14 protein-coding genes and 2 pseudogenes are annotated in these 20,188 nt (G+C 71.4%); 11 read left to right on the plus strand and 5 right to left on the minus strand.

What is annotated here, in order from left to right:
* Positions 1-21 precede the first annotated feature (21 nt).
* Positions 22-336 carry a hypothetical protein gene (locus HDA41_RS11170; RefSeq protein ID WP_150480455.1) on the minus strand — a complete coding sequence of 105 codons (315 nt, stop codon included), beginning with the start codon at positions 334-336 and terminating at the stop codon, positions 22-24.
* A gap of 199 nt (positions 337-535) precedes the next feature.
* Here HDA41_RS11170 and HDA41_RS11175 point away from each other — a divergent pair, with 199 nt between their 5' ends.
* The 8 genes and pseudogenes from HDA41_RS11175 to HDA41_RS11210 all read left to right on the plus strand — a co-directional run bounded on the left by HDA41_RS11175 (position 536) and on the right by HDA41_RS11210 (position 8,670).
* Positions 536-895: an arsenate reductase family protein gene (locus HDA41_RS11175; RefSeq protein WP_184983041.1), complete on the plus strand. Its 360-nt coding sequence runs from the start codon at positions 536-538 to the stop codon at positions 893-895.
* Between the two features lie 115 nt (positions 896-1,010).
* Positions 1,011-1,694 (plus strand): SCO2207 family protein, encoded by a 684-nt coding sequence (locus HDA41_RS11180; protein ID WP_184983042.1) that lies wholly within the window; start codon positions 1,011-1,013, stop codon positions 1,692-1,694.
* Positions 1,695-2,065: 371 nt separating this feature from the next.
* Entirely contained in the window at positions 2,066-3,097 is a 1,032-nt protein-coding gene (glnII, locus tag HDA41_RS11185; RefSeq protein ID WP_086600344.1) for a glutamine synthetase, read from the plus strand.
* A gap of 151 nt (positions 3,098-3,248) precedes the next feature.
* Positions 3,249-3,871: pseudogene (locus tag HDA41_RS11190) on the plus strand (winged helix-turn-helix domain-containing protein).
* A gap of 74 nt (positions 3,872-3,945) precedes the next feature.
* Positions 3,946-4,971: an NAD-dependent epimerase/dehydratase family protein gene (locus HDA41_RS11195; RefSeq protein ID WP_184983044.1), complete on the plus strand. Its 1,026-nt coding sequence runs from the start codon at positions 3,946-3,948 to the stop codon at positions 4,969-4,971.
* 53 nt (positions 4,972-5,024) lie between these two features.
* On the plus strand, positions 5,025-6,299 hold the full coding sequence (locus HDA41_RS11200) for a sensor histidine kinase (protein WP_184983045.1): 1,275 nt from the start codon (positions 5,025-5,027) through the stop codon (positions 6,297-6,299).
* Positions 6,284-6,937: a LuxR C-terminal-related transcriptional regulator gene (locus HDA41_RS11205; protein WP_184983046.1), complete on the plus strand. Its 654-nt coding sequence runs from the start codon at positions 6,284-6,286 to the stop codon at positions 6,935-6,937. Before HDA41_RS11200 ends, HDA41_RS11205 begins: the two co-directional genes overlap by 16 nt.
* Before the next feature lie 203 nt (positions 6,938-7,140).
* A complete protein-coding gene (locus HDA41_RS11210) occupies positions 7,141-8,670 on the plus strand; it encodes a DUF1996 domain-containing protein (protein WP_184983047.1) in 1,530 nt (509 codons plus the stop codon).
* A 68-nt stretch (positions 8,671-8,738) separates the two neighbouring features.
* Here the strand turns inward: HDA41_RS11210 and HDA41_RS11215 are convergent, their stop codons facing one another.
* Positions 8,739-9,185: a hypothetical protein gene (locus HDA41_RS11215; RefSeq protein WP_184983048.1), complete on the minus strand. Its 447-nt coding sequence runs from the start codon at positions 9,183-9,185 to the stop codon at positions 8,739-8,741.
* 146 nt (positions 9,186-9,331) lie between these two features.
* On the opposite strand from HDA41_RS11215, the gene HDA41_RS11220 reads away from it, so the two are divergent.
* The 3 genes from HDA41_RS11220 (at position 9,332) to HDA41_RS11230 (ending at position 12,613) form a co-directional block, all read left to right on the plus strand.
* A complete protein-coding gene (locus HDA41_RS11220) occupies positions 9,332-9,859 on the plus strand; it encodes a tetratricopeptide repeat protein (protein ID WP_230299388.1) in 528 nt (175 codons plus the stop codon).
* Positions 9,860-9,907: 48 nt separating this feature from the next.
* Entirely contained in the window at positions 9,908-11,830 is a 1,923-nt protein-coding gene (locus tag HDA41_RS11225) for a hypothetical protein (RefSeq protein WP_184983050.1), read from the plus strand.
* A 93-nt stretch (positions 11,831-11,923) separates the two neighbouring features.
* Entirely contained in the window at positions 11,924-12,613 is a 690-nt protein-coding gene (locus tag HDA41_RS11230; RefSeq protein ID WP_184983051.1) for a TetR/AcrR family transcriptional regulator, read from the plus strand.
* Positions 12,614-12,619: 6 nt separating this feature from the next.
* Here HDA41_RS11230 and HDA41_RS11235 read toward each other — a convergent pair whose 3' ends face one another.
* The 3 genes and pseudogenes from HDA41_RS11235 to pulA all read right to left on the minus strand — a co-directional run bounded on the left by HDA41_RS11235 (position 12,620) and on the right by pulA (position 20,098).
* Positions 12,620-12,976, minus strand: a complete 357-nt coding sequence (locus tag HDA41_RS11235) for a 5-carboxymethyl-2-hydroxymuconate Delta-isomerase (RefSeq protein ID WP_184983053.1) — start codon at positions 12,974-12,976, stop codon at positions 12,620-12,622.
* Between the two features lie 30 nt (positions 12,977-13,006).
* A pseudogene (locus tag HDA41_RS11240) lies at positions 13,007-14,627 on the minus strand (SpoIIE family protein phosphatase).
* 74 nt (positions 14,628-14,701) lie between these two features.
* Entirely contained in the window at positions 14,702-20,098 is a 5,397-nt protein-coding gene (gene pulA, locus HDA41_RS11245; protein ID WP_184983055.1) for a pullulanase-type alpha-1,6-glucosidase, read from the minus strand.
* Between the last annotated feature and the right edge of the window lie 90 nt (positions 20,099-20,188).

A 20,188-nucleotide genomic window follows, 5' to 3' on the forward strand; every position in this document is an offset into this window, starting at 1 on the left:
CGGCGCTCGGGTCGGGTCAGGTCAGCGCGCGTACCGCATGAGCGCCCTCACCATGTGGCACGTCGTGTCCGACGGCGGGTGGACGCCGATCAGTTCCGCTGTGTCGCGGATCGTCTCGTTGCGGGCCTGGTTCGGCATGTAGACGCCGGAGTCGAGCAGGGCTATGGCGAGGCGCATCGCCTTGAGGCGGCGGTTGTGCGTGACATACCACTCGCGCGGCCGGCCCGGCGGCAGCGGACGCTTCTCCACGGGCACGTACGGCAGGTCGAGCAGGACGGGGCGCTTCGCGGTGGACTGGGTGGGCAGCGGCTTCGGCTTGAGTGCGGCAGCGGGCACAGGCATCCTCCTGTCGCGGTCAGGGCGGCTCACCGGGGTCCTCGGCGATCCCGGCGCCACCCTCGAACACTGCTTCTATTCTACTGCCCACCACTGACAAAAGGCCCTGGCCACAAGGGCTTTCGGGGGTGCGGTGACACAAGTGGAGAACGGGTTTCGAGTCACCCTTCCCGGCGGCACGGGGGCGTACCGTGGGGCCATGGAGATCTGGATCAACCCGGCCTGTTCCAAGTGCCGCAGTGCCGTGCAGTTGCTCGACGCCGAGGGCGCCGACTACACCGTCCGCCGCTACCTGGAGGACGTGCCCAGCGAGGACGAGATCCGGGACGTGCTGGGCCGGCTCGGGCTGGAGCCCTGGGACATCACCCGCACCCAGGAGGCCGCCGCCAAGGAGCTCGGCGTGAAGGAGTGGGCCCGGGACGCGAGTTCGCGGGAGCGGTGGATCAAGGCCCTGGCGGAGCATCCCAAGCTGATGCAGCGGCCGATCATCACCGCGGACGACGGTACGGCGGTGGTCGCGCGCACCGACGAGGCCGTACGGGACGCCCTCTCCCGTTAGACATCTCCTTTGTGTGACGGACGTTACTTCAGTGACTCCCGTAACCGCTGAGTAACCTCGTTCGGTATCTCGTACATAGCGGCGTACGCTCCCCTACCTCTTTCAGGAGGCGCGCATGTCGCGTAGGAGAACTCTCGGTACGAAGAAGAAGATCGCGCTGCTGGTGAGCGCGGCGACCGTGGCGGGAGGCGGGGCCTTCGTCATGGCGAGCACGTCGAACGCCGCGCAGACCCCCAAGTCGGCGGCGGAGTCGACGGTCTGCCAGGGCCTCGCCACCGCCCTGGGCAACAACCAGAAGTTCATCGCGGACCAGCGGGCCGAGCCGGACGCGCAGTCCGAGGCGCGGATCGCCAACCGCGAGGCGGTCGTCGCGGAGATCCGGCGGAAGCAGGAGGCGTCGGGGTGCGTGGTGGGGGAGTCGGCTCAGGACTCCCAGGCCGCGCAGCCGTCGCAGCCCGCTCAGGGCGGTCAGCAGGCCGGTGGCGCCCAGCCCTCGCAGCCCGCGCAGTCCGCCCCCGCGGACAACCCCGGCGGTGGCGCCGCGGCCTCCGGGCAGCAGGTGTGCAACGGCTCCACCGTCACGCTCTCCGGCGAGGGCGGTGCGCCTGCCGCGTCCAGCAACCAGTTCCCGGCCGGCACGAAGCTGAAGGTCACCAACCTGGACAACGACAAGTCCACGACGGTGGAGGTCACTTCGGTCTCCGGCAGCTGTGTGCTGCTCAACAACGCGGCGTTCGAACAGGTCCGTGAGCCCGGCAAGTTCCTGATCCGCCGGGCCGTGATCGAGAAGGTGGGGTGACGCCTGACGGACGAGGACGAGTGAGTCACTGAGGCATCGCCCCGGCACCCCTCGGCCGGCTCCTCGTACGTGTCAACGGTCCTGCCGCTCCCGGCCAGGAGCAGCAGGACCGGCGCGCTGTGCGGCACGCGGCGCCGGTCACCGGCTTGACGGAGGGAAGCCGGTGACCGGCCCCTCCCCCCCGGGGGGCCAAACACCCTCACACCGTGAGGTACGGCACAACGACACCAGGTAACACGGGGTTCACATTCGAGCAATGGCCGGGAAATCGCCTGTTGACAGGCTGCCGGGCATTGACGCGGCGCCCCAGTGCCGCAGCGCCGCAAGCACCCGCGATACGCGCCCAGACACACCCCCGAAGGATGTGGCCCGTGACCTTCAAGGCTGAGTACATCTGGATCGACGGCACCGAGCCGACGGCCAAGCTGCGTTCCAAGACCAAGATCATCGCGGGCTCCCCCGCCGGTCTCGACGCGCTGCCGATCTGGGGCTTCGACGGGTCCTCCACCAACCAGGCCGAGGGCCACGCCTCGGACTGCGTCCTCAAGCCGGTCTTCACCTGCCCGGACCCGATCCGCGGCGGCGACGACGTACTGGTCCTGTGCGAGGTCCTGAACATCGACCTCACCCCGCACGCCACCAACACGCGTGCCGCGCTGGCCGAGGTCGAGGAGAAGTTCGCGGCGCAGGAGCCGATCTTCGGCATCGAGCAGGAGTACACCTTCTTCAAGGACGGCTACCCGCTCGGCTTCCCCAAGGGCGGCTTCCCGGCCCCGCAGGGCGGCTACTACTGCGGTGTCGGCGCCGACGAGATCTTCGGCCGTGACGTCGTCGAGGCGCACCTGGACAACTGCCTGAAGGCGGGCCTGGGCATCTCCGGCATCAACGCCGAGGTCATGCCCGGCCAGTGGGAGTTCCAGGTCGGCCCGCTCGCCCCGCTGGAGGTCTCCGACCAGCTGTGGGTGGCCCGCTGGCTGCTCTACCGCACCGCCGAGGACTTCGACATCGCCGCGACGCTGGACCCGAAGCCGGTGAAGGGCGACTGGAACGGCGCCGGCGCGCACACCAACTTCTCCACCAAGGCGATGCGCGAGAGCTACGACGCGATCATCACCGCCGCCGAGTCGCTGGGCGAGGGCTCCAAGCCGCTCGACCACGTCAAGAACTACGGCGCCGGCATCGACGACCGCCTGACCGGTCTGCACGAGACCGCCCCGTGGAACGAGTACTCCTACGGCGTCTCCAACCGCGGTGCCTCCGTCCGTATCCCGTGGCAGGTCGAGAAGGACGGCAAGGGCTACATCGAGGACCGCCGTCCGAACGCCAACGTCGACCCGTACGTGGTGACCCGCCTGCTCGTCGACACCTGCTGCTCGGCGCTGGAGAAGGCCGGCCAGGTCTGACCGACACCGTAAGGCTCCGGAGGGGCGCCCACCGTTCGCGGTGGGCGCCCCTCGCGCGTCCAAGCTGTGAGAGGAGGGTCCCGGCACCGGGACCCGGTCTGCTTCAACGGCCCCATGGCCGGTTACCAGAAGCACACCGCGACGGGTCGCCATGACCTCGAGCCCTTCTGGCCGTCCCGTCAGGACCACGACTTCGACCGGGTGTGTTGCCACCGGGCCCCGGCACCGGCTGCGTGCCGTCGACCGGGACGAGGATCGGAGCCTCCCCTGCTCGAGGGGAGTTGAGAGCTTGGGGAAGACCGTCGCGGCCCTGCTGCCGCCCGGTGCCACCTGGCTCCCCGCGCCCCGGCACACGCTGCCCACGCTGCCGGGGCAGCCGCCGATGATCGGCTACCTGGTGCTGGTCCCGGCCGACCAGCAGCCGCCGTTCGCTGCGGCGGCGCCGGACCGGTCGGAGGCGGGTCCGGCCCCGAGCCGCTGATCCGCGTCGACACCGTGCAGCGCACCGCCGAGGTGGCCGGGCGGCCGCTCGACCTCACGTATCTGGAGTTCGAGCTGCTGGCCCACCTGGTGGCGCACCCGGGCCGGGTGCACACCCGCGACCAGCTGGTCGGCACGGTGTGGGGCTACGGGCACGTGGGCGACGGCCGTACGGTCGACGTCCACATCGCCCGCCTGCGCCGCAGGCTGGGGGCCGAGCACCGCGACACGATCCGCACGGTGCGCCGGATCGGCTACAAGTACGTTCCCCCGGTGTCGCCGGCGGGGCACTGAGCCGCCGCGCCCGCCCGTCTGCTGACGGCAGATCCCCGTTCCGTACCGCCGCCCCGGCGGGCAGAGTCGGCGGCATGAGACTTCTGATGCTGGGTGGTACGGAGTTCGCGGGCCGGGCCGTCGTGGAGGCGGCCCTGGGGCGGGGCTGGGAGGTGACCGTCTTCCACCGGGGGCGGCACGAGGCGCCGCCGGGCGTGCGGTCGCTGCTCGGCGACCGCACCGCGCCCGGCGGTCTGGCCGCCCTCGCCGAGGACCAGGGCGAGTGGGACGTCGTCGTCGACACCTGGTCGGCGGCGCCCCGCGCGGTGCGGGACGCGGCGCGGCTGCTGCGGGACCGCGCCCGCCGGTACGTGTACGTGTCGAGCTGCTCGGTGTACGCGTGGGCCCCGCCCGCGGGTTACGGCGAGAACGCGCCCCTGGTGGAGGGCGCGTCCGCGGACGCGGACCAGACCGACTACCCGCGCGACAAGCGGGGCGGCGAACTGGCCGTCCTGGACGCCTTCGGCGAGGACCGGTCGGTGCTCGTACGGGCCGGGCTGCTCCTCGGCCCGTACGAGAACATCGGCCGGCTGCCCTGGTGGCTGGGCCGGATGGCGCGCGGTGGACCGGTGCTGGCTCCGGGCCCGCGCGAACTGCCCCTCCAGTACGTGGACATCCGTGACCTCGCCGAGTGGATCCTGCTCGCGGCCGAGCGGGAGCTGAGCGGGCCGTACAACCTGATGAGCCCGCGGGGGCACACCACGATGGGCGAGTTGCTGGACGCGTGTGTCCGGGTCACCGGCGGCGCCGCCGAACTGCGGTGGGCCGAGCCCGAGGTGATCCTGGAGGCCGGCATCGCGCCCTGGACCGAGCTGCCGGTGTGGGTGCCCCCGGGCAGCGACCTGCACGACGCCCTGCACGGCGCGGACGTCTCCCGGGCGCTCGGGGCGGGGCTGAACTGCCGGCCCGCGGAGGAGACCGTGGCCGGCACCTGGCGGTGGCTCCAGGACGTCGGCGGGGTGGCGCCCCAGCGCCCGGACCGGCCGTGCCCGGGCCTCGACCCGGAGGTGGAGGCGAAGGTACTCGCGGGCACCGAGGGTGTACCTGGCACCACCCCCTGATCCGGGGGCCCGGCCCCGTGACCGCCGCCGCACGCCTCCGCGAGACTGACGACATGACCAACGACACGAAGAACGGCAGAGGTTCGAGGGCGCGGGGCATGGGAGTCGCCGCGCTGCGGGGGCTGGCGCTGGCCCTGGTGACGCTGCCGGGGGCCGTCCTCTGCTTCGTCCTCTCCCTGGTGTCCATCGCGCTCATCCCGATCGGCGTCGGCCTGGTCACGACACCATGGGTGCTGACGGGGGTACGGGCGTTCGCGGACTGGCGGCGGGCCCTCGCGGCCGAGTGGGGCGGGGTACGGATCCCGTCGGCGTACCGGCCGCTGCCGAGGGGCGCCAATCCGTGGACCCGCACCTTCGGGATGCTCGGCGACCCGGCGACCTGGCGGGATCTGAGGTGGCTGCCCGTAGACATGACGGCGGGATTCGTCACCGCACTGCTGCCGGCCGTGCTGCTCTACTATCCGCTGCAGGGGTTCGCGATCGCGGCCGGGCTGTGGCAGCCCTTCGCGGACTCCGCCGCCGGGACGTACTGGTACGGGTTCGTGCCGGTCAGGGATCAGACATCCGCGCTCGGCGCCGGCGCCCTCGCCCTCGTCCTCCTCTTCCTCGCCCACTTCTACACCGCGCGCCTGCTGGACGCCCACTTCCGGCTCACCCGCGCCGTCCTCGGCTCGAACCAGGGCGAACTGGCCGAGCGGGTACGGGTCCTGACCGAGACGCGGCGGGACGCGGTCGACACCTCCGCCGCCGAACTGCGGCGCATCGAACGGGACCTGCACGACGGGGCCCAGGCCCGGCTGGTGGCCGTCGGCATGGACCTCGGCACCATCGAGGCGCTTCTCGACAAGGACCCGGCCAAGGCCAGGGAGCTGATCGGGCAGGCCCGCAAGTCCTCGGTCGAGGCGCTGTCCGAACTGCGCGAGCTGGTGCGCGGCATCCACCCGCCGGTCCTGGCCGAGCGCGGACTGGGCGACGCCGTACGGGCGCTGGCGCTGCGGCTGCCGGTGGTCACCGAGGTGAACGTGGACCTGCCCGGGCGGGCGGAGGCGCCCGTGGAGTCGGCCGCGTACTTCGCCGTGAGCGAGGTGCTCACCAACGCCGTGAAGCACTCCGGCGCCGACCGGATCTGGGTCGACCTGCACCACACCGACGGCCATCTGCGGGCCACCGTCTCCGACAACGGCAAGGGAGGTGCGGTGATCGAGGCCGGTTCCGGGCTGGCCGGGGTAGAGCGGCGACTGGGTACATTCGACGGCGTCCTGGCCGTCAGCAGCCCCGCGGGCGGTCCCACCATGGTCACCATGGAGATCCCTTGCGCGTTGTCCTAGCCGAAGACCTCTTCCTGCTGCGCGACGGACTCGTCCGGCTGCTCCAGGCACACGACTTCGAGATCGCGGCCGCCGTCGAGTCCGGTCCCGAACTGGCCGCCGCGCTGGCCGAGCTGGAACCGGACGTCGCCGTGGTCGACGTACGCCTGCCGCCCACCCACACCGACGAGGGGCTGCAGTGCGCGCTTCAGGCCCGCAGGAGACGGCCCGGGCTGCCGGTGCTGGTGCTCTCCCAGCACGTCGAGCAGTTGTACGCGCGTGAGCTGCTCGCCGACGGCAGCGGCGGCGTCGGATACCTGCTGAAGGACCGGGTGTTCGACGCCGAGCAGTTCGTGGACGCGGTACGGCGGGTCGCCGCCGGTGGTACGGCGATGGACCCGCAGGTCATCCAGCAGTTGCTGGCGCGGCAGGCGGGCGACGGCCGGCCGCTGGCCCGGCTGACGCCCCGGGAGCGGGAGGTGCTGGAGCTGATGGCGCAGGGCCGGTCCAACGCGGCGATCGCCGGGAAACTCGTCGTGACGGAACGGGCGATCGCCAAGCACACCGCGAACATCTTCGCCAAACTGGGACTTGAGGTCTCGGACGACGACAACCGGCGTGTGCTGGCGGTTCTCGCGTATCTCGACCACGGCAGGTGAAACCGGACCGGCTTTTTCACCCATCGTGGAGGATCGGCAACTCCCGGTGCGTAAGGGGCTGTTGAGAACACAGCTCCCTCACGAATCTCGCATCGATTTCCGAGACATCTGAACACCCGTGGGACGGCCTCCGTATGGAAGGGAGCCGCTTCACTCCTGTCGGGCGCCTCGATGCCCCCGAAAAAGGAAGTCAGAGGAGTTCCATGGGACGCAACACAAGAAAACGCCGGACGCCGCTGGCCACCAAGGCCGTAGCCGCATCGGCGGCCCTAGCGCTCGGTGGGGGCGGGCTGATCTGGGCAAACTTCTACGCCTCGGCGCACGAGGAGAACTCGGCGAACCAGACGAAGGCCGCGGGTGCGCAGATCGCCACGATCCAGTGCCCGGACGTCGGACAGAAGCTGACCGACGTGCCGGACGGCGCTCGTCAGGGGGTGGACAAGGAGCTGGCGAACCTCGACAAGCAGATCAGCGAGGCCTACACCCGGCTCGCCTCCACGCGTCAGGCCCAGGCCGGTGACCCGGGCTTCGTCAACAACGCCATCCTCGGCCCGCTGAAGTCCAAGCGAGTCGCGGCGATCGACCGGATCGGCATCAACATCCGTCGGGTGGGCGGCCAGGCCCCGGGCAACCTGGAGCAGCTGGCCGAGTGCAAGGGCATGGCCGCCGACGCGAACACCAACGACGGCAACCCCGGGGGCGGTCAGAACAACGACGGTCAGGGCCAGGGCCAGGACAACGGCGGTCAGGACCAGGGCGGCGACAACGGCCAGGACCAGGGTCAGGGCGGCAACGGCGGTCAGGCCGACAACGGCCCCGCGGCGGGCGACTTCATCAACATCGAGGACGTCCAGCCCAACTCCCGCAACCTGCCGAACGGTCTCGCGGCGAACGGCGACGGCGGTTCCACGGGCTCGTTCACCACGACCTGCGGCACCAACGAGAACGAGAACCGCAACTCGGACAACGTGATCGTGGCGCCCGGCGTCTCCAACGGCGCGCAGCACCAGCACGACTACGTCGGCAACCAGGACAACGACGCGTTCACCAGCGACGAGCAGTTCCTCCAGGCCGACACCAGCTGCCAGAACCAGGGCGACAAGTCGACGTACTACTGGCCGGTCCTCCGTGTCCAGGACGGACAGAACGAAGTCGACGCGAACGCCCCCGGTGGCGGTCAGGACGGCAACGTCGGCACGATCCAGCAAGTCGCCCAGGTCGAGCTGAAGTTCGTCGGCAACAAGAAGAGCGACGTTGTCGCGATGCCGACGGCCCTGCGCATCATCACCGGTGACGCCAAGGCCTTCACCAACGGCCTCAAGAACGCCAACACCTCATGGAGCTGCACCGGCTTCGAGGACCGGCAGGTGACGGACAAGTACCCGATCTGCCCCGAGGGCAGCTCCGTGGTGCGGACGTCCAACTTCCAGAGCTGCTGGGACGGTCAGAACATCGACAGCGCCAACCACCGTGACCACGTGGCCTTCGTCCAGGCGGACGGCAGCTGCCCCCAGGGGTTCCAGGCGATCCCCCAGCTGCAGGCCAAGCTGGTCTACGACATCCCGGCCCCGCAGATCGAGAACGGGCAGGTGCAGAACGCGTACGCGCTCGACGGCTTCCCGGAGCAGCTGCACAAGCCGATCACCGACCACAACGACTTCATCAACTTCTTCGACGAGAACGTGATGAACCAGATGGTCCAGTGCATCAACAACGGCGAGGACTGCCAGTAGTCCGCACGTAAGTGAAAGCCGGCGGTGGGAGGTCCCACCGCCGGCTTCCGCTTGCCCGGGCCGCGCGGTCAGCCGTGGTGGCTGCCACTCTTGTGACCGCCACTGTTGTGGCTGCCACCGGGGTTCATGTGCTCGGAGCCTTCCTCCATGGTTCCGCCGAGGCTGCCCCGGAGCGCCATGACCGTCTTCTCCTCCCCGACGGCGACCCACTTGCGGCCGACCAGGTAGTAGCCGCCGTAGTCCTTCGCCTCGTTCAGCCACTCGCGCTGTCCGCGGTCGGTGGCGAAGGTCGCGAGGACGTACTTCTCCTTGCCCTTCTTGCACAGGGCCTGGCGGATGGTGTCGGCGTCGGTCTGCATGTTCGGCTTGCACTTGGCCTCGGCCGCGATGTGCTCCAGGCTGCCGGTCACCGTCTCCGGCGCTGCGGCCTCGCCCTTGCCGCCGGATCCGCAGCCGGTCAGCGCCAGTATCGCCACCGCGCCGCTCAGCGCGAGCATCGGTCGGGTCACCCTCATCTGTTCCTCCGGTCCTTGTCACGGCACGGTCCGGACGCATGCCGCACGGAGCCCTGGCAAGAGGCTCTCGCCTTCGATACGGCTGCGGCGGGCGCAGCGCTCAAAGTCGGGTGTCACCGCGGGCACGTCCGTGCGACTGTGTCCCGGTGAACCAGGACTGGGAAGATCGCGTGGCCGCCTTGTGGGACCGGTTCGACGACCACGCCGAAACCGAGGAGGACGAGGCCCGCTTCCGTGCCGACGTCGACGCCCTCGTCGCCGAGCTGCCGGAGGGCAGCCCGCACGGGCCGTTCGAGCAGGCCTGCGCCTGGGACTCCACGGGCCACTCGGACAAGGCGGTCCCGCTGTACCGGGAGGCGCTTGAGCTCGGCCTCGCCGACGTCAGCCCCTACAAGGCCCGCCAGGCGAAGATCCAGCTGGCCAGTTCCCTGCGGAACATCGGGCAGGCGGCGGAGGGCGTCAAGCTGCTCGAAGCCGAACTGGACGCCCCGTCCGACGAGCTGGACGATCCCGTGCGGTTCTTCCTCGCCCTGTGTCTGTCGAGCCTCGGCAGGGACCGGGAGGCGCTGTCCCTCGCCCTGGGCGCGCTGGCGCCTCATATGGCCCGTTACCAGCGCTCGGCGGCGTACTACGCCCAGGCGCTCGTGAAGCCCGGGGAGCAGCCGGGGGCGTGACGCCCCGTGGTCAGGTGACCATCCAAGGATTCGCTCGTTCTGCTGAACGTGCAGTCACAGGATGTCGCCCAGCGCCCCGCGCCCCCCTCCCCCGCCGGACCGGTCGTCGATGTCGAGCAGGCCGAGGCGGCACTCGTCGAGCACTATCCGCGGCTCGTGCGGCTCGCCTATCTGGTGCTGCCGCCGGGTCTGGGCCGCAGCAGGCGCGTCCTGACCGCGCACGCCCTCACCCAGCGCGCACTCCCCCGCAACCGCACCCCGGCGCCGGTGATCCCGGCCCAGTCGACGGGCCGGGACGGCGACCCGGGCTACGCCCTGGTCCGTCTCCAGGTGGTGCGGACGGCGCTGGAGGCAGGGCTGCCGCTGAAGCGCAAGGCATGGCCGAAGCGGTCCCAGCTGCCGCCGGTGCTGCCGCAGGTGTGGGGCCTGAAGCTGTTCCCGCGGTCCGGCGGTGCCGACGAACTCGCCCTGGACCAGCGCCTGTCCACCCTGTCAGGACCGGCCCGGGCCGCGTACGCGCTGCGTGGCCTGGAGCGGCTGACGGACGACGGCGTACGCAAGCTGCTCACGGCCGCGGGTGTCGCCGACGCGGACGGTGCGCTGCTGGAGGCCGACGGGATTCCCGCGCAGTACGGGCTGCTCGACTCCCCCGAGTTCGACCCCTGCTCGCTCCAGGCCCGCCCCACCGACCTGATGCGGCGCCGCCAGCACCTGAAGGCCGCGCTGGCCGCCGGGGCGGCCCTGCTGGTGTGCGGGGCGCTGCTGGGGCTGCCCGGCGAGGGCTGGGGCCCCGACGGTGCCGCAGCGCCGCCGTACGCGCGGAACCCGGCCGCCCAGGCCGCCCTGGACCCGGCGAAGCTGACCCGGGTCCCCCCCACCGCGTGGCGCGGCTCGGCGCGCACCGACTTCTCGGTGTGGCCGGCCCGCGGCGACCTCACCGGCGACTCGGCCCTGCTGCGCCGCGCCCTGGCCGTCTGGGCCCGCCCCGGCGAGACGGTCCGGGTCTCCGCGACGCCCGGCACCGCCTCCGGCGGCCCGGCCGGACCGCCCCAGCTGCTGTACGCGGGGACGGTCGACGCGGCGCGCGTGGTGATCCTCTACGACGGTCTGCGCATCGCCCGGTACGCCGAGCCGAAGGAGGGCACGCGGGGCGCCGCCCTCGACTTCGCCCGGGTCGACGGCGCCGGCCGGGCCGAGGCGGGCGCGGTGGTCCTGGGCCGGGCCGACGGCAACGTCCGTTATCTGACCGCCCCTTGGGTGGAGACGGCGGGCGAGCGGGACCTGCTGAAGCCCGGCGCCGACGCGATGGACCTGGCCCTCACCGACGGTGTGACCGCACCACTGGCCAGCCCGGTCCTGCGGACCGGCGCGTGCACGTCCTGGAACGTGCTGCGACTGACCGACGGCACGAAAACGCGGCTGCTGACCGACCTCGGCGAACTGGTCCCGGCCCGGCTCACCGCCGGACGGCCCGGATCGCCGCGCGAGGCGTCCGGCGCCGAGGCGCTGCGCACCTGGGGGCCCTTCGCCTGCTCGCTGGGCACGGTGCGCTCGGCGGGCGTGCGGAGCGTCAACGCCTGGGCGTTCAACGAGCAGCCGCTGCCGGACGCGAGCGGTTCGGCCGCGTGGGTGTGCACCCGGGCCGAGACCTGGCGGGGCGGCGGGGTACGGGTGCTGGCCCAGTTCCACACTCCGGGCGGGACGTACGGGGCGGTGGCCGCGAAAGCCGAGAACGTCCCGGCGTGCGGGGCGCGCGAACCGCACGTGCTGGCCGGAGTGCTGTGGAAGTCGAAGGCGGGCGACTGGTATCTGCTGGCCGCCGGCAGCCGGGAGACCGCGTCGATCCGGGCGACGGGCGGGGTCGGCGGGTCGTCGCAGACCAGTCGGCTGACCGTGCCGGCCGAGCAGGGCGCGCGGGCCGAGCTGAAGGGCACGCTGCGGGACGGGCGTTCGATCCACGGGCTGCGCTGAGCGGCGTTCCGCGCGCCCGCCCGGCGCGCCCGGGATAACATCCCCGAACGATCCGATCCGTTCGCGGCCGGAATCGATCGGTAAGGTGTTCGTATGACTACCGGGGTTCGCCGCAGAATGGGAGTCGAGGAGCGGCGGCAGCAGTTGATCGGCGTCGCCCTCGAACTGTTCAGCCGCCGCTCGCCCGACGAGGTCTCCATCGACGAGATAGCGTCCGCCGCGGGCATCTCACGCCCGTTGGTCTACCACTACTTCCCCGGCAAACTCAGCCTGTACGAGGCCGCGTTGAAGCGGGCCTCGGACGATCTCGCGGCCCGTTTCACGGAGCCGCACGACGGGCCGCTGGGGGCGCGGCTGCTGCGTGTGATGCGCCGCTTCTTCGACTTCGTGGACGAGCACGGCCCCGGTTTCTCCGCCCTCATGCGCGGCGGGCCGGCGGTCGGCTCCTCGACGACCAACGCGCTCATCGACTCCGTACGGCAGGCCGCGTATGTCCAGATCCTTTCGCACCTGGGCGTGACCGATCCGCCCGCGCGGCTGGAACTGGTCGTGCGGTCCTGGATCTCGCTCGCCGAGTCGACGGCACTGATCTGGCTGGACGGGCGGCGCATCCCGCGGGCCGAGCTGGAGGTCCAGCTCGTCCACGCCTTCGCCGCGCTCACCGCCGTCAGCGCCGCCCAGGACGCGGAGATGGCCGCCCTGATGCGCCGCATCGCCCAGGCCGAGCCGGCCGACGGCCCGTTCGCCGACCTGGCCGGCCGCCTGCCGGCGCTGGCGACCTGAAACCGCTCAGCTCTCGAACTTCCGGTAGGACGCGTCCAGGTCACGTACCTCGGCGGAGGCGTGCAGCACGCGCCCGTCAGCGGTCTTCACGTAGGTGCGCAGCAACTCCAGGGTGGCCTCGGTGAGCCGTGCCTTGGTCTCCTCGGTGCGGCCGGGGAGCAGCGCGAAGTGGACGTGCACATGGGCGTGCCCCTCGGTCTCGGGGCCGACCACGACGTCCTCGGTCCGGCGGAACCGGGTCTTGCACCCCGGCTGCTTGGCGGCCGCGATCTCGGTGGTCGCCTCGTGCAGTGCCTTCGCGAACCCGGGCCGGTCGAAGTCGTCCGCGAGGTCGGCGGAATAGTCGACGGTGATCTGCGGCATGAGCACTCCTGTTCTGGGCGGCCAACGGGCTCACCCTAACCGCAGGGCCAGCATCGCGATGTCGTCCTCCCGGTCCCTGCCGAAACAGCCCAGCAGTACGTCGCAGAGGGCGTCGAGGCCGGCCGGGGCGTCGGCGGCGGCCGTGCGGAGCTGCTCCAGGGAGGTTTCGAGGGGGGGTCCCGCGGGTCTCGATGAGGCCGTCGGTGACCATCAGGAGGCGGTCGGCGGGGTCCAGGTGCCGCTCGGTCGGCGCGGGCCGGTCCAGGCCCAGCCCGAGCAGCGGACCGCACGCGTCGACGTAGTCGGCGCCGCCCCCGTCGCGCAGGATCAGCGGCGGAATGTGCCCGGCGTTGGCGATCCGCACCCGCCCGCTGCCGGGGTCGACCAGGGCCAGGCACACGGTGGCCGTGACGTCGGGGTGATACCGCTGGAGCATCCGGTCGAGCCGCCCGGCCAGGACCACCGGGTCGCTCTCGGACACGCAGTAGGCGCGCAGCGCGTGCCGGATCTCGACCATGACGGTGGCCGCGTCCAGCGAGTGCCCGACGACGTCCCCGACGGCGGTGAGCACGCCCTCGCCGGTGCGCAGGGCGGCGTAGAAGTCGCCTCCGATCTCGGTCTGCCGGGAGGCGGGCACGTAGCGGACGACGATGTCGACGCCGGGCAGATGCGGCAGCTTGTGCGGCTGGGGCAGAAAGCTGTGCTGGAGGGTGAGGGCGACGTGCCGCTCCACCCGGTACAGCAGCAGCGGCTCGGCGGCCAGCGCGCAGGCCTGGGCGAGGCGGGCGAGCAGCCCGTCGGCCGCGGGGTCGGTGATCGCGGCGCGCCGTACCGGCGTGGCGAGGCAGACCGTCGTCCGGCCGTCCTGGGCGGTCGCCACGCTCAGGCGGGCGTCCTCCTCGACGCCCGGCCGGAAGATCCCGGCCGGCCACAGCGGCGCGGGGACGACGGTGCTGGTGACGCCCGTGCGGCCCTCCGCGAGCCGGGTGACCAGCCGTGCCGCCGCCTGGTGCGCGCCGCTGTCCGCCGGTGCGGGGCGGCACCGGGCCGTGCCCAGGTACGGCTCATCGTCCGGGCCTGTCACGAACACCGCGGCGGGCGAGTCGGTGAGGTGTGCGGCGCCTTCGGCGGCCGCGGCGGCGAGTTCCCTCGGGCAGCGCGCGGCCTGCACGGTGACGATGGCCTCGGACAGCAGCGTCAGACGCTGCACGACGGTCTCGGCGCCCGTGCTGCGGCGGGCCCCGCGCACGGCGGCCCGTACGACGGCCTGGATCTCCTGCGGCTCGGCGGGCACGGTCAGATAGGCGTCGCCGCCCGCGTCCAGTCCCCGGCACCGGTCGCCGGGCGCGGTCGCGGCGGCGGAGAAGTGCACGACGGGCAGGGCGGCCATGGGCGGCCGGGCCCGGACCCGGCGGCACAGTTCGAAGCCGCTCATGTCCGGCAGGCCCACGTCGACGAGAGCCACGTCGGGCAGGGTGCCGTGCCGCAGCCGGACGTCCAGTTCGACGAGCGCCTCGCCGCCGCTGGCGACCGGCACGACCTGGTGGCCGGCCCGGCTCAGCACCGCGCCCATGGCGTACCGGCTGGCCGCGACGTCGTCCACGACCAGCACGGTGGTGCCGGGGGTCTGCTGCATGCCGTTGCCGTACATCTCGACAGCCCCTCGGGGCGTACGTGGGTGGGGCAGACCGTCGGTCACGGCCTGCCCCACCCAACGTAGTGCGGCTATCCGCCGGCCCGGGTGAAGACGGCGACCGTGCGCCCCGGAACGGCGAACGTGCCCGATTCCGCCGCGTAAGAGGACGACTTGACGGTAGGGTCCGCCCCCGCCGCCTGCACCGGGTGCAGCCGGTAGCCGGTCCCGGCGAGTACGGGGACGCGCTGCTCCTGCCGCTCGGGCGTGGCGTTGAAGACGACGACGAGGTCACCGAGCCGCATGGTGATCACGCCGGGTGTCTCGTCCTTGCCGGACAGCGGGAAGGAGAGCCGGGACTGCACCTGCTCGGCGGTGCCGAGGGAGAAGTCCTGCTCGCTGGTACGGATCCGCAGCAGGTCGCGGTACGCCGCCGAGGCGCCCTCGATCTGCTCGCAGCCCACCCTGACCTGGCCCAACAAGTGCTTGGCGTAGGGCCACTTGGCAGCGTTGTCGGCCGCCATGGGCAGTCCGCGGCCGAAGCCGTTGCCGTCGGCGCAGTTCCAGTGGACGGCGTTGAACCAGTCGCCGCTGTCGTAGGAGTTGCGGTCCAGGGACTTGGAACGCAGCAGGTCGGTGCCCGCCTGGGAGAGGGCCGGGCCCTGCGAGAGGGTGGCCGTCGCCATGGCCAGGACCTGCATACGGGCCCGGTCGGACGCACGCGTCGTGGCGGGCAGCTTGAAGGCGAGTGCGTCGAACAGGGACTCGTTGTCGTGCGCGTCGGCGTAGGCCAGGGCGTCGCCGGGGGCGTCGGCGTAGCCGGCGGGTGAGCCGTTGTAGTCGACCTCGGAGCCCTTGACCTCCTTGCCGCTCGTGTCGGTGAACCGGTAGCCGGCGAGGTTGCCGGACAGCCCGACCTTGATCAGGTCCTGGTAGTGCAGCAGGCGGGCCTTCTGCTCGGCCGGAGTGCCGTTGCTCCCCGAGGAGTTGGGTTCGGTGTAGAGGCCGGACGCGAAGCCCTGCACGCGGGGGTCCTCGTCGAAGGGGCCGCCGCCGCGCACGGCGTCCCGGGCCCGGTCGGAGAAGGTGGCGATGCCGGTGCCGGCCATGTTCTGCTGGGTGGCCTGGACGAACCGGGCATCGTCGGCGACCTCCCCGAAGTTCCAGCCCTCCCCGTACAGGATGATCTTCTTGCCGTCGACGCCGTCCTTCTGAGGGGTGAGCGCGTCGAGGGCCTCGCGGACCGCGAGGATGTTGGCCTTGGGGTGGTGGCCCATGAGGTCGAAGCGGAAGCCGTCGACCTTGTACTGCTTGGCCCAGGTGACGATCGAGTCGACGACCAGCCTGCCCATCATGGCGTTCTCGGTGGCGGTGTTGGCACAGCACGTGCTGTTCGCCACCGAGCCGTCGGCGAGGAGCCGCTGGTAGTAGCCGGGCACGATCCGGTCCAGGACGCTGGTCCTCTCCTGGCCGGCGGCCGCGGTGTGGTTGTAGACGACGTCCATCACGACCCGCAGGCCGTCGTCGTTCAGCGCCTTGACCATCTCGCGGAACTCGACCGTACGGGCCGTGCCGTCCGGGTCGGTGGCGTAGGAGCCCTCGGGGACCGTGTAGTGGTACGGGTCGTAGCCCCAGTTGTAGGCGTCCTTCGCGGCGATCTTCCCGACGCACTCCTGCTGCTTGTCGGAGTCGGCCGGGTAGGAGGCCAGGTCGCAGTCGACGCTCGCCTGGTCGGCCGTGCGCTCCGGGATGGTGGCGATGTCGAAGGCGGGCAGGAGATGGACGTACGAGGTACCCGCCTTGGCCAGCTCGCGCAGGTGCTTGGAGCCGTCGCTCGCCCTGTCGGTGAAGGCGAGGTAGGTGCCGGGGTGCTTCGCCGTCCGGTCCTCGACGGAGAAGTCCCGGATGTGCAGCTCCTGGATCTGGGCGTCCTTCAGCGGTACGGCCTCGGGCTTGGTGTACGTCGACCAGCCGGCGGGCTTGAGAGCCTTGTCGTCCAGGTCGACGACGATGCTGCGCTCGGCGTCCGCGGTGAGGGCGACCGCGTAGGGGTCGGTGACCTCGTTGGTGACGACCTTGCGGACGCTGGGCGCCCAGACCTTCACGACGTACCGGTACGGCTTGTTCTTCCAGGACTTCGGGCCGGTGACGGACCAGACGCCGGTGGTGTCGTCGCGTTTCATCGGCACGGTGGAGTCGCCGATCTCCAGTGCCACGTGCTGCGCGGTCGGTGCCCACACGGACAGCGTGGGGCGGCCCCGGGAGAACGTCGGCCCCAGGTCGGCCTTCGTGGCGTCGTACAGGTCGTCGAGCACGCCGGCGATCTGTACGCCGGTCGCGGCCAGGACGGCGCCGTGGGCGGCTCGCTGCGTGGCGACGACCTGGCCGCGCAGCGCCTCGCGGACCCGGTCGCGGTCGCGCGGGTCGACGGTCCAGGCGGCGTAGTTCTTCAGATGGGGGAACCTCGTCTTCTGGGCATCGGTGAGGGTGGTCCCGGACAGACGGAGCCACCTCTCGTCGTCGCTGGTCAGCGCGCCGTCCTCGACCGCGATCGAGCCGTGCCGGCTGTACACCAACTGGGTGGAGGTGGCGGTCTCGGAGCCGTTCCAGGCGAGGGTGCCCCGGTCGATCCAGACCGCCTTGGACGTGGTCAGGTCGAGCGCGGCCGAGGCGCCCGCCGGCTGCGGGAGCAGGTACTTCTCCTGACCGCTCAACAGCCACACCTCGTGGCCGCTCGCCCGGAGATCGAGCGACTGGTCGGCGGGCAGGTCCTTCTCGTCGCCCTTGTGGAGGATGTAGCTGAGGCTGGTGGCACCGTCGCTGAGCGGTACCTCGAAGACCGCACCATAGGCATCAGTCTTGACCGGCTTGAGGGGGTTCGACCAGTCGGTGGGGTGCGCGGCGCCCGCCCAGACGTGCAGACCCCAGCCCTCGTAGTTCCCGTCGGCGCGGTGGTAGTGCAGGACGGCCTTGGTCCTGTCGGGGGCCGGGTAGTCCGGGCGCTCGGTGGTGACGGCCTCCTTGCCCTGCTCGATCCAGACCTCGCCGGTCCTGGTGACGTCGATCGTGCGGTCGGTGGCGACGTCCTTGCCGCCGTCCTTGTCGACGACGAGGAAGCCGACGGTCGAGGCGCCGGGCTTGAGCTTGACGTAGGCGAAGGCACCGTAGGCGTCGCGGCCGGTGAAGGGGTGGCTGTCGGGCCACTGAGTGGCCTCACCGTCGGCGAGGTCGCCCCAGGCGTACAGGCCCCAGTCGGCGTAGTTCCCGTCGGCGCGCTTGTAGTGGACGATCGCGTGGTCGCGGGAGGAGGCACTGGGCGGCTCCTCGGCGGGCGGGGTGCCGGTGGTGGAGGCGGCCAGGGCGCTCGCGGTGCGGCCGGCCGAGTCGACGACGACGGCCTTGTAGCGCAGGGCCGTGCCGGGCGGTACGTCCTTTGCGATGGTCTGGGTGACCCGGTACGGGGCGTGGTCGGCGGAGCCGAGGGTCTGCCACGTGCCGTTGCCGACCTGGGCGGCGAAGACGACACGGTTGAGCCGGCCGCCGTCGGCGTCGGCGGAGAGCTCCACGGTGCCGGTGGCGCCGGCCGCCGGGGCCTTCAGGGTGATCGTCGGCTCGGTGGCGGGCGCGGCGAGCCTGCCGGCCGCCTTGAGGACGATCGCCGAGCCGGGCGGGACGGTGACGGTGAGCTTCCTGTCGCCGTCGCTCTTGAGGGAGGCGTCGGTGCCGTAAACGCCCTGGAAGGCCATGCGCGCCGACCCGGTCGCGAACGTCGCCGTCTTCGCCTCGTCCGCGTTGTTGACGGCGACGACGTACTCGATGCCGCTCTTGGCGTCGGTGCGGGAGAAGGCGTACACGCCCGGGCCGTCGGCCGCGTACCGCTGCTGCTGGACGCCGTCGGCCAGGGCGGGATGGGCCTTGCGGAGCCCCGCGAGAGCGCTGATCCGGCGGTAGAGCGGTGCTCTCGTGTCGTAGGCGTCCTCGGCGTGGGTGCGGTCGGTGCCGATCCGGTCGTCGTCGAGGTAGTCGGCGGTGCGGGAGGCGAACAGGCTCTGCCGGGCGTCCTTGTCGCCGCCCGCCCCGGCGAAGCCCTGCTCGTCGCCGTAGTAGACGACGGGGTTGCCGCGGCTGAGGAACATCAGCTCGTTGGCGAGCTCGTCCTTGGCGAGGATCTGGGCGTCGGTGGCCTTGGGGTTGTCCTGCTTGAGGAAGTACCCGATCCGGCCCATGTCGTGGTTGCCGAGGAAGGTGACCTGCTCGTACGCGTTCGCCTTGTCGGTCGTGTACTTGTAGTCGTCGCCGAAGACGCTCGCGAGCTTCCGCGCGCTGCCGCCCTGGGAGACGTACTGGCGGGCCGCCTCCTGGAAGGGGAAGTCGAGCGTGGCGTCGAGGCGGCCCCGGGTGACGTACGGGGAGGTGACGTCCGTGTCGGCCGAGTAGACCTCGCCGAACATGAAGAAGTCGTCCCGGCCCTGCTTGGCGGCGTACGCGTCCAGGGCGGTGGCCCACTGCGTCCAGAACTCCATGTCGACGTGCTTCACGGTGTCGATCCGGAAGCCGTCGATGTCGAAGTCCCGCACCCAGCGCTGGTAGATCCTCTCCATGCCCCGCACGACCTCGGGCCGCTCGGTCCACAGGTCGTCGAGGCCGGAGAAGTCGCCGTGGGTGGAGCTCTCACCGGCGAAGGTGGAGTCGCCGCGGTTGTGGTACATCGTCGGGTCGTTGAGCCACGACGGGACCTTGTTCTTCCTGGTCACCACGGGCGTGCGCGGGAAGGAGCCCCGGTCCACCTCGGGGAAGTCCCGCCGCCCGTCCGCGTAGTCGGCGTCGTCGAACGGCTTCCCGTCCTTCGTCAGGTACGGGAACGCTCCCTTGGAGAGGTAGTCGTAGGACTTCTCCTCGTAGTCGACGACGTCCGCCGTGTGGTTGGTGATGACGTCGAAGAAGACCTTCATGCCCTTGTCGTGGGCCTTGTCGATGAGGATCTCCAGGTCCTCGTTGGTCCCGAAGTGCGGGTCGACCTGGGTGAAGTCCGTGATCCAGTAGCCGTGGTAGCCGGCCGAGGCGTTGCTCCCCGTGCCCTGTACGGGCTGGTTCTTGAAGATCGGGGCCATCCAGAGGGCGGTGGTGCCGAGGCCCTTGATGTAGTCGAGCCTCTTGGTCAGGCCCTTGAGGTCGCCGCCCTGGTAGAAGCCCTTGTCGGTGGGGTCGTAGCCGGTGGTGAGGCGGGAGCCGGTCAGTCCGCCCTTGTCGTTGCGCGGGTCGCCATTGGCGAAACGATCCGGCAGGACGAAGTAGAACTGCTCACGGGTGGCGTCGTGGCGGGCGGGCTCGGCGGCGAGCTTCGCGTCGGACGGAGGCGCGGGTGGGGTCGCTGCCCCGGCGGCGAGCGGCTGGACGAGTGCTGCGGCCAGCGCGGTCGCGGTGACCGCAGCGACCCGTCCGGCACGGGAGGTTCGGCGCCTGGACGGCACCGGCCATCTCGGTATCACTGACGTGGACTCCTTGCGATTGCGGCTCTCTCGGGTCCGACCCCGCGCGACCGTATCGCCGCCGAAACGCTTACAGCAAGAGTCTTGAAA

The organism is Streptomyces caelestis, assembly GCF_014205255.1.
GTDB lineage: Bacteria > Actinomycetota > Actinomycetes > Streptomycetales > Streptomycetaceae > Streptomyces > Streptomyces caelestis.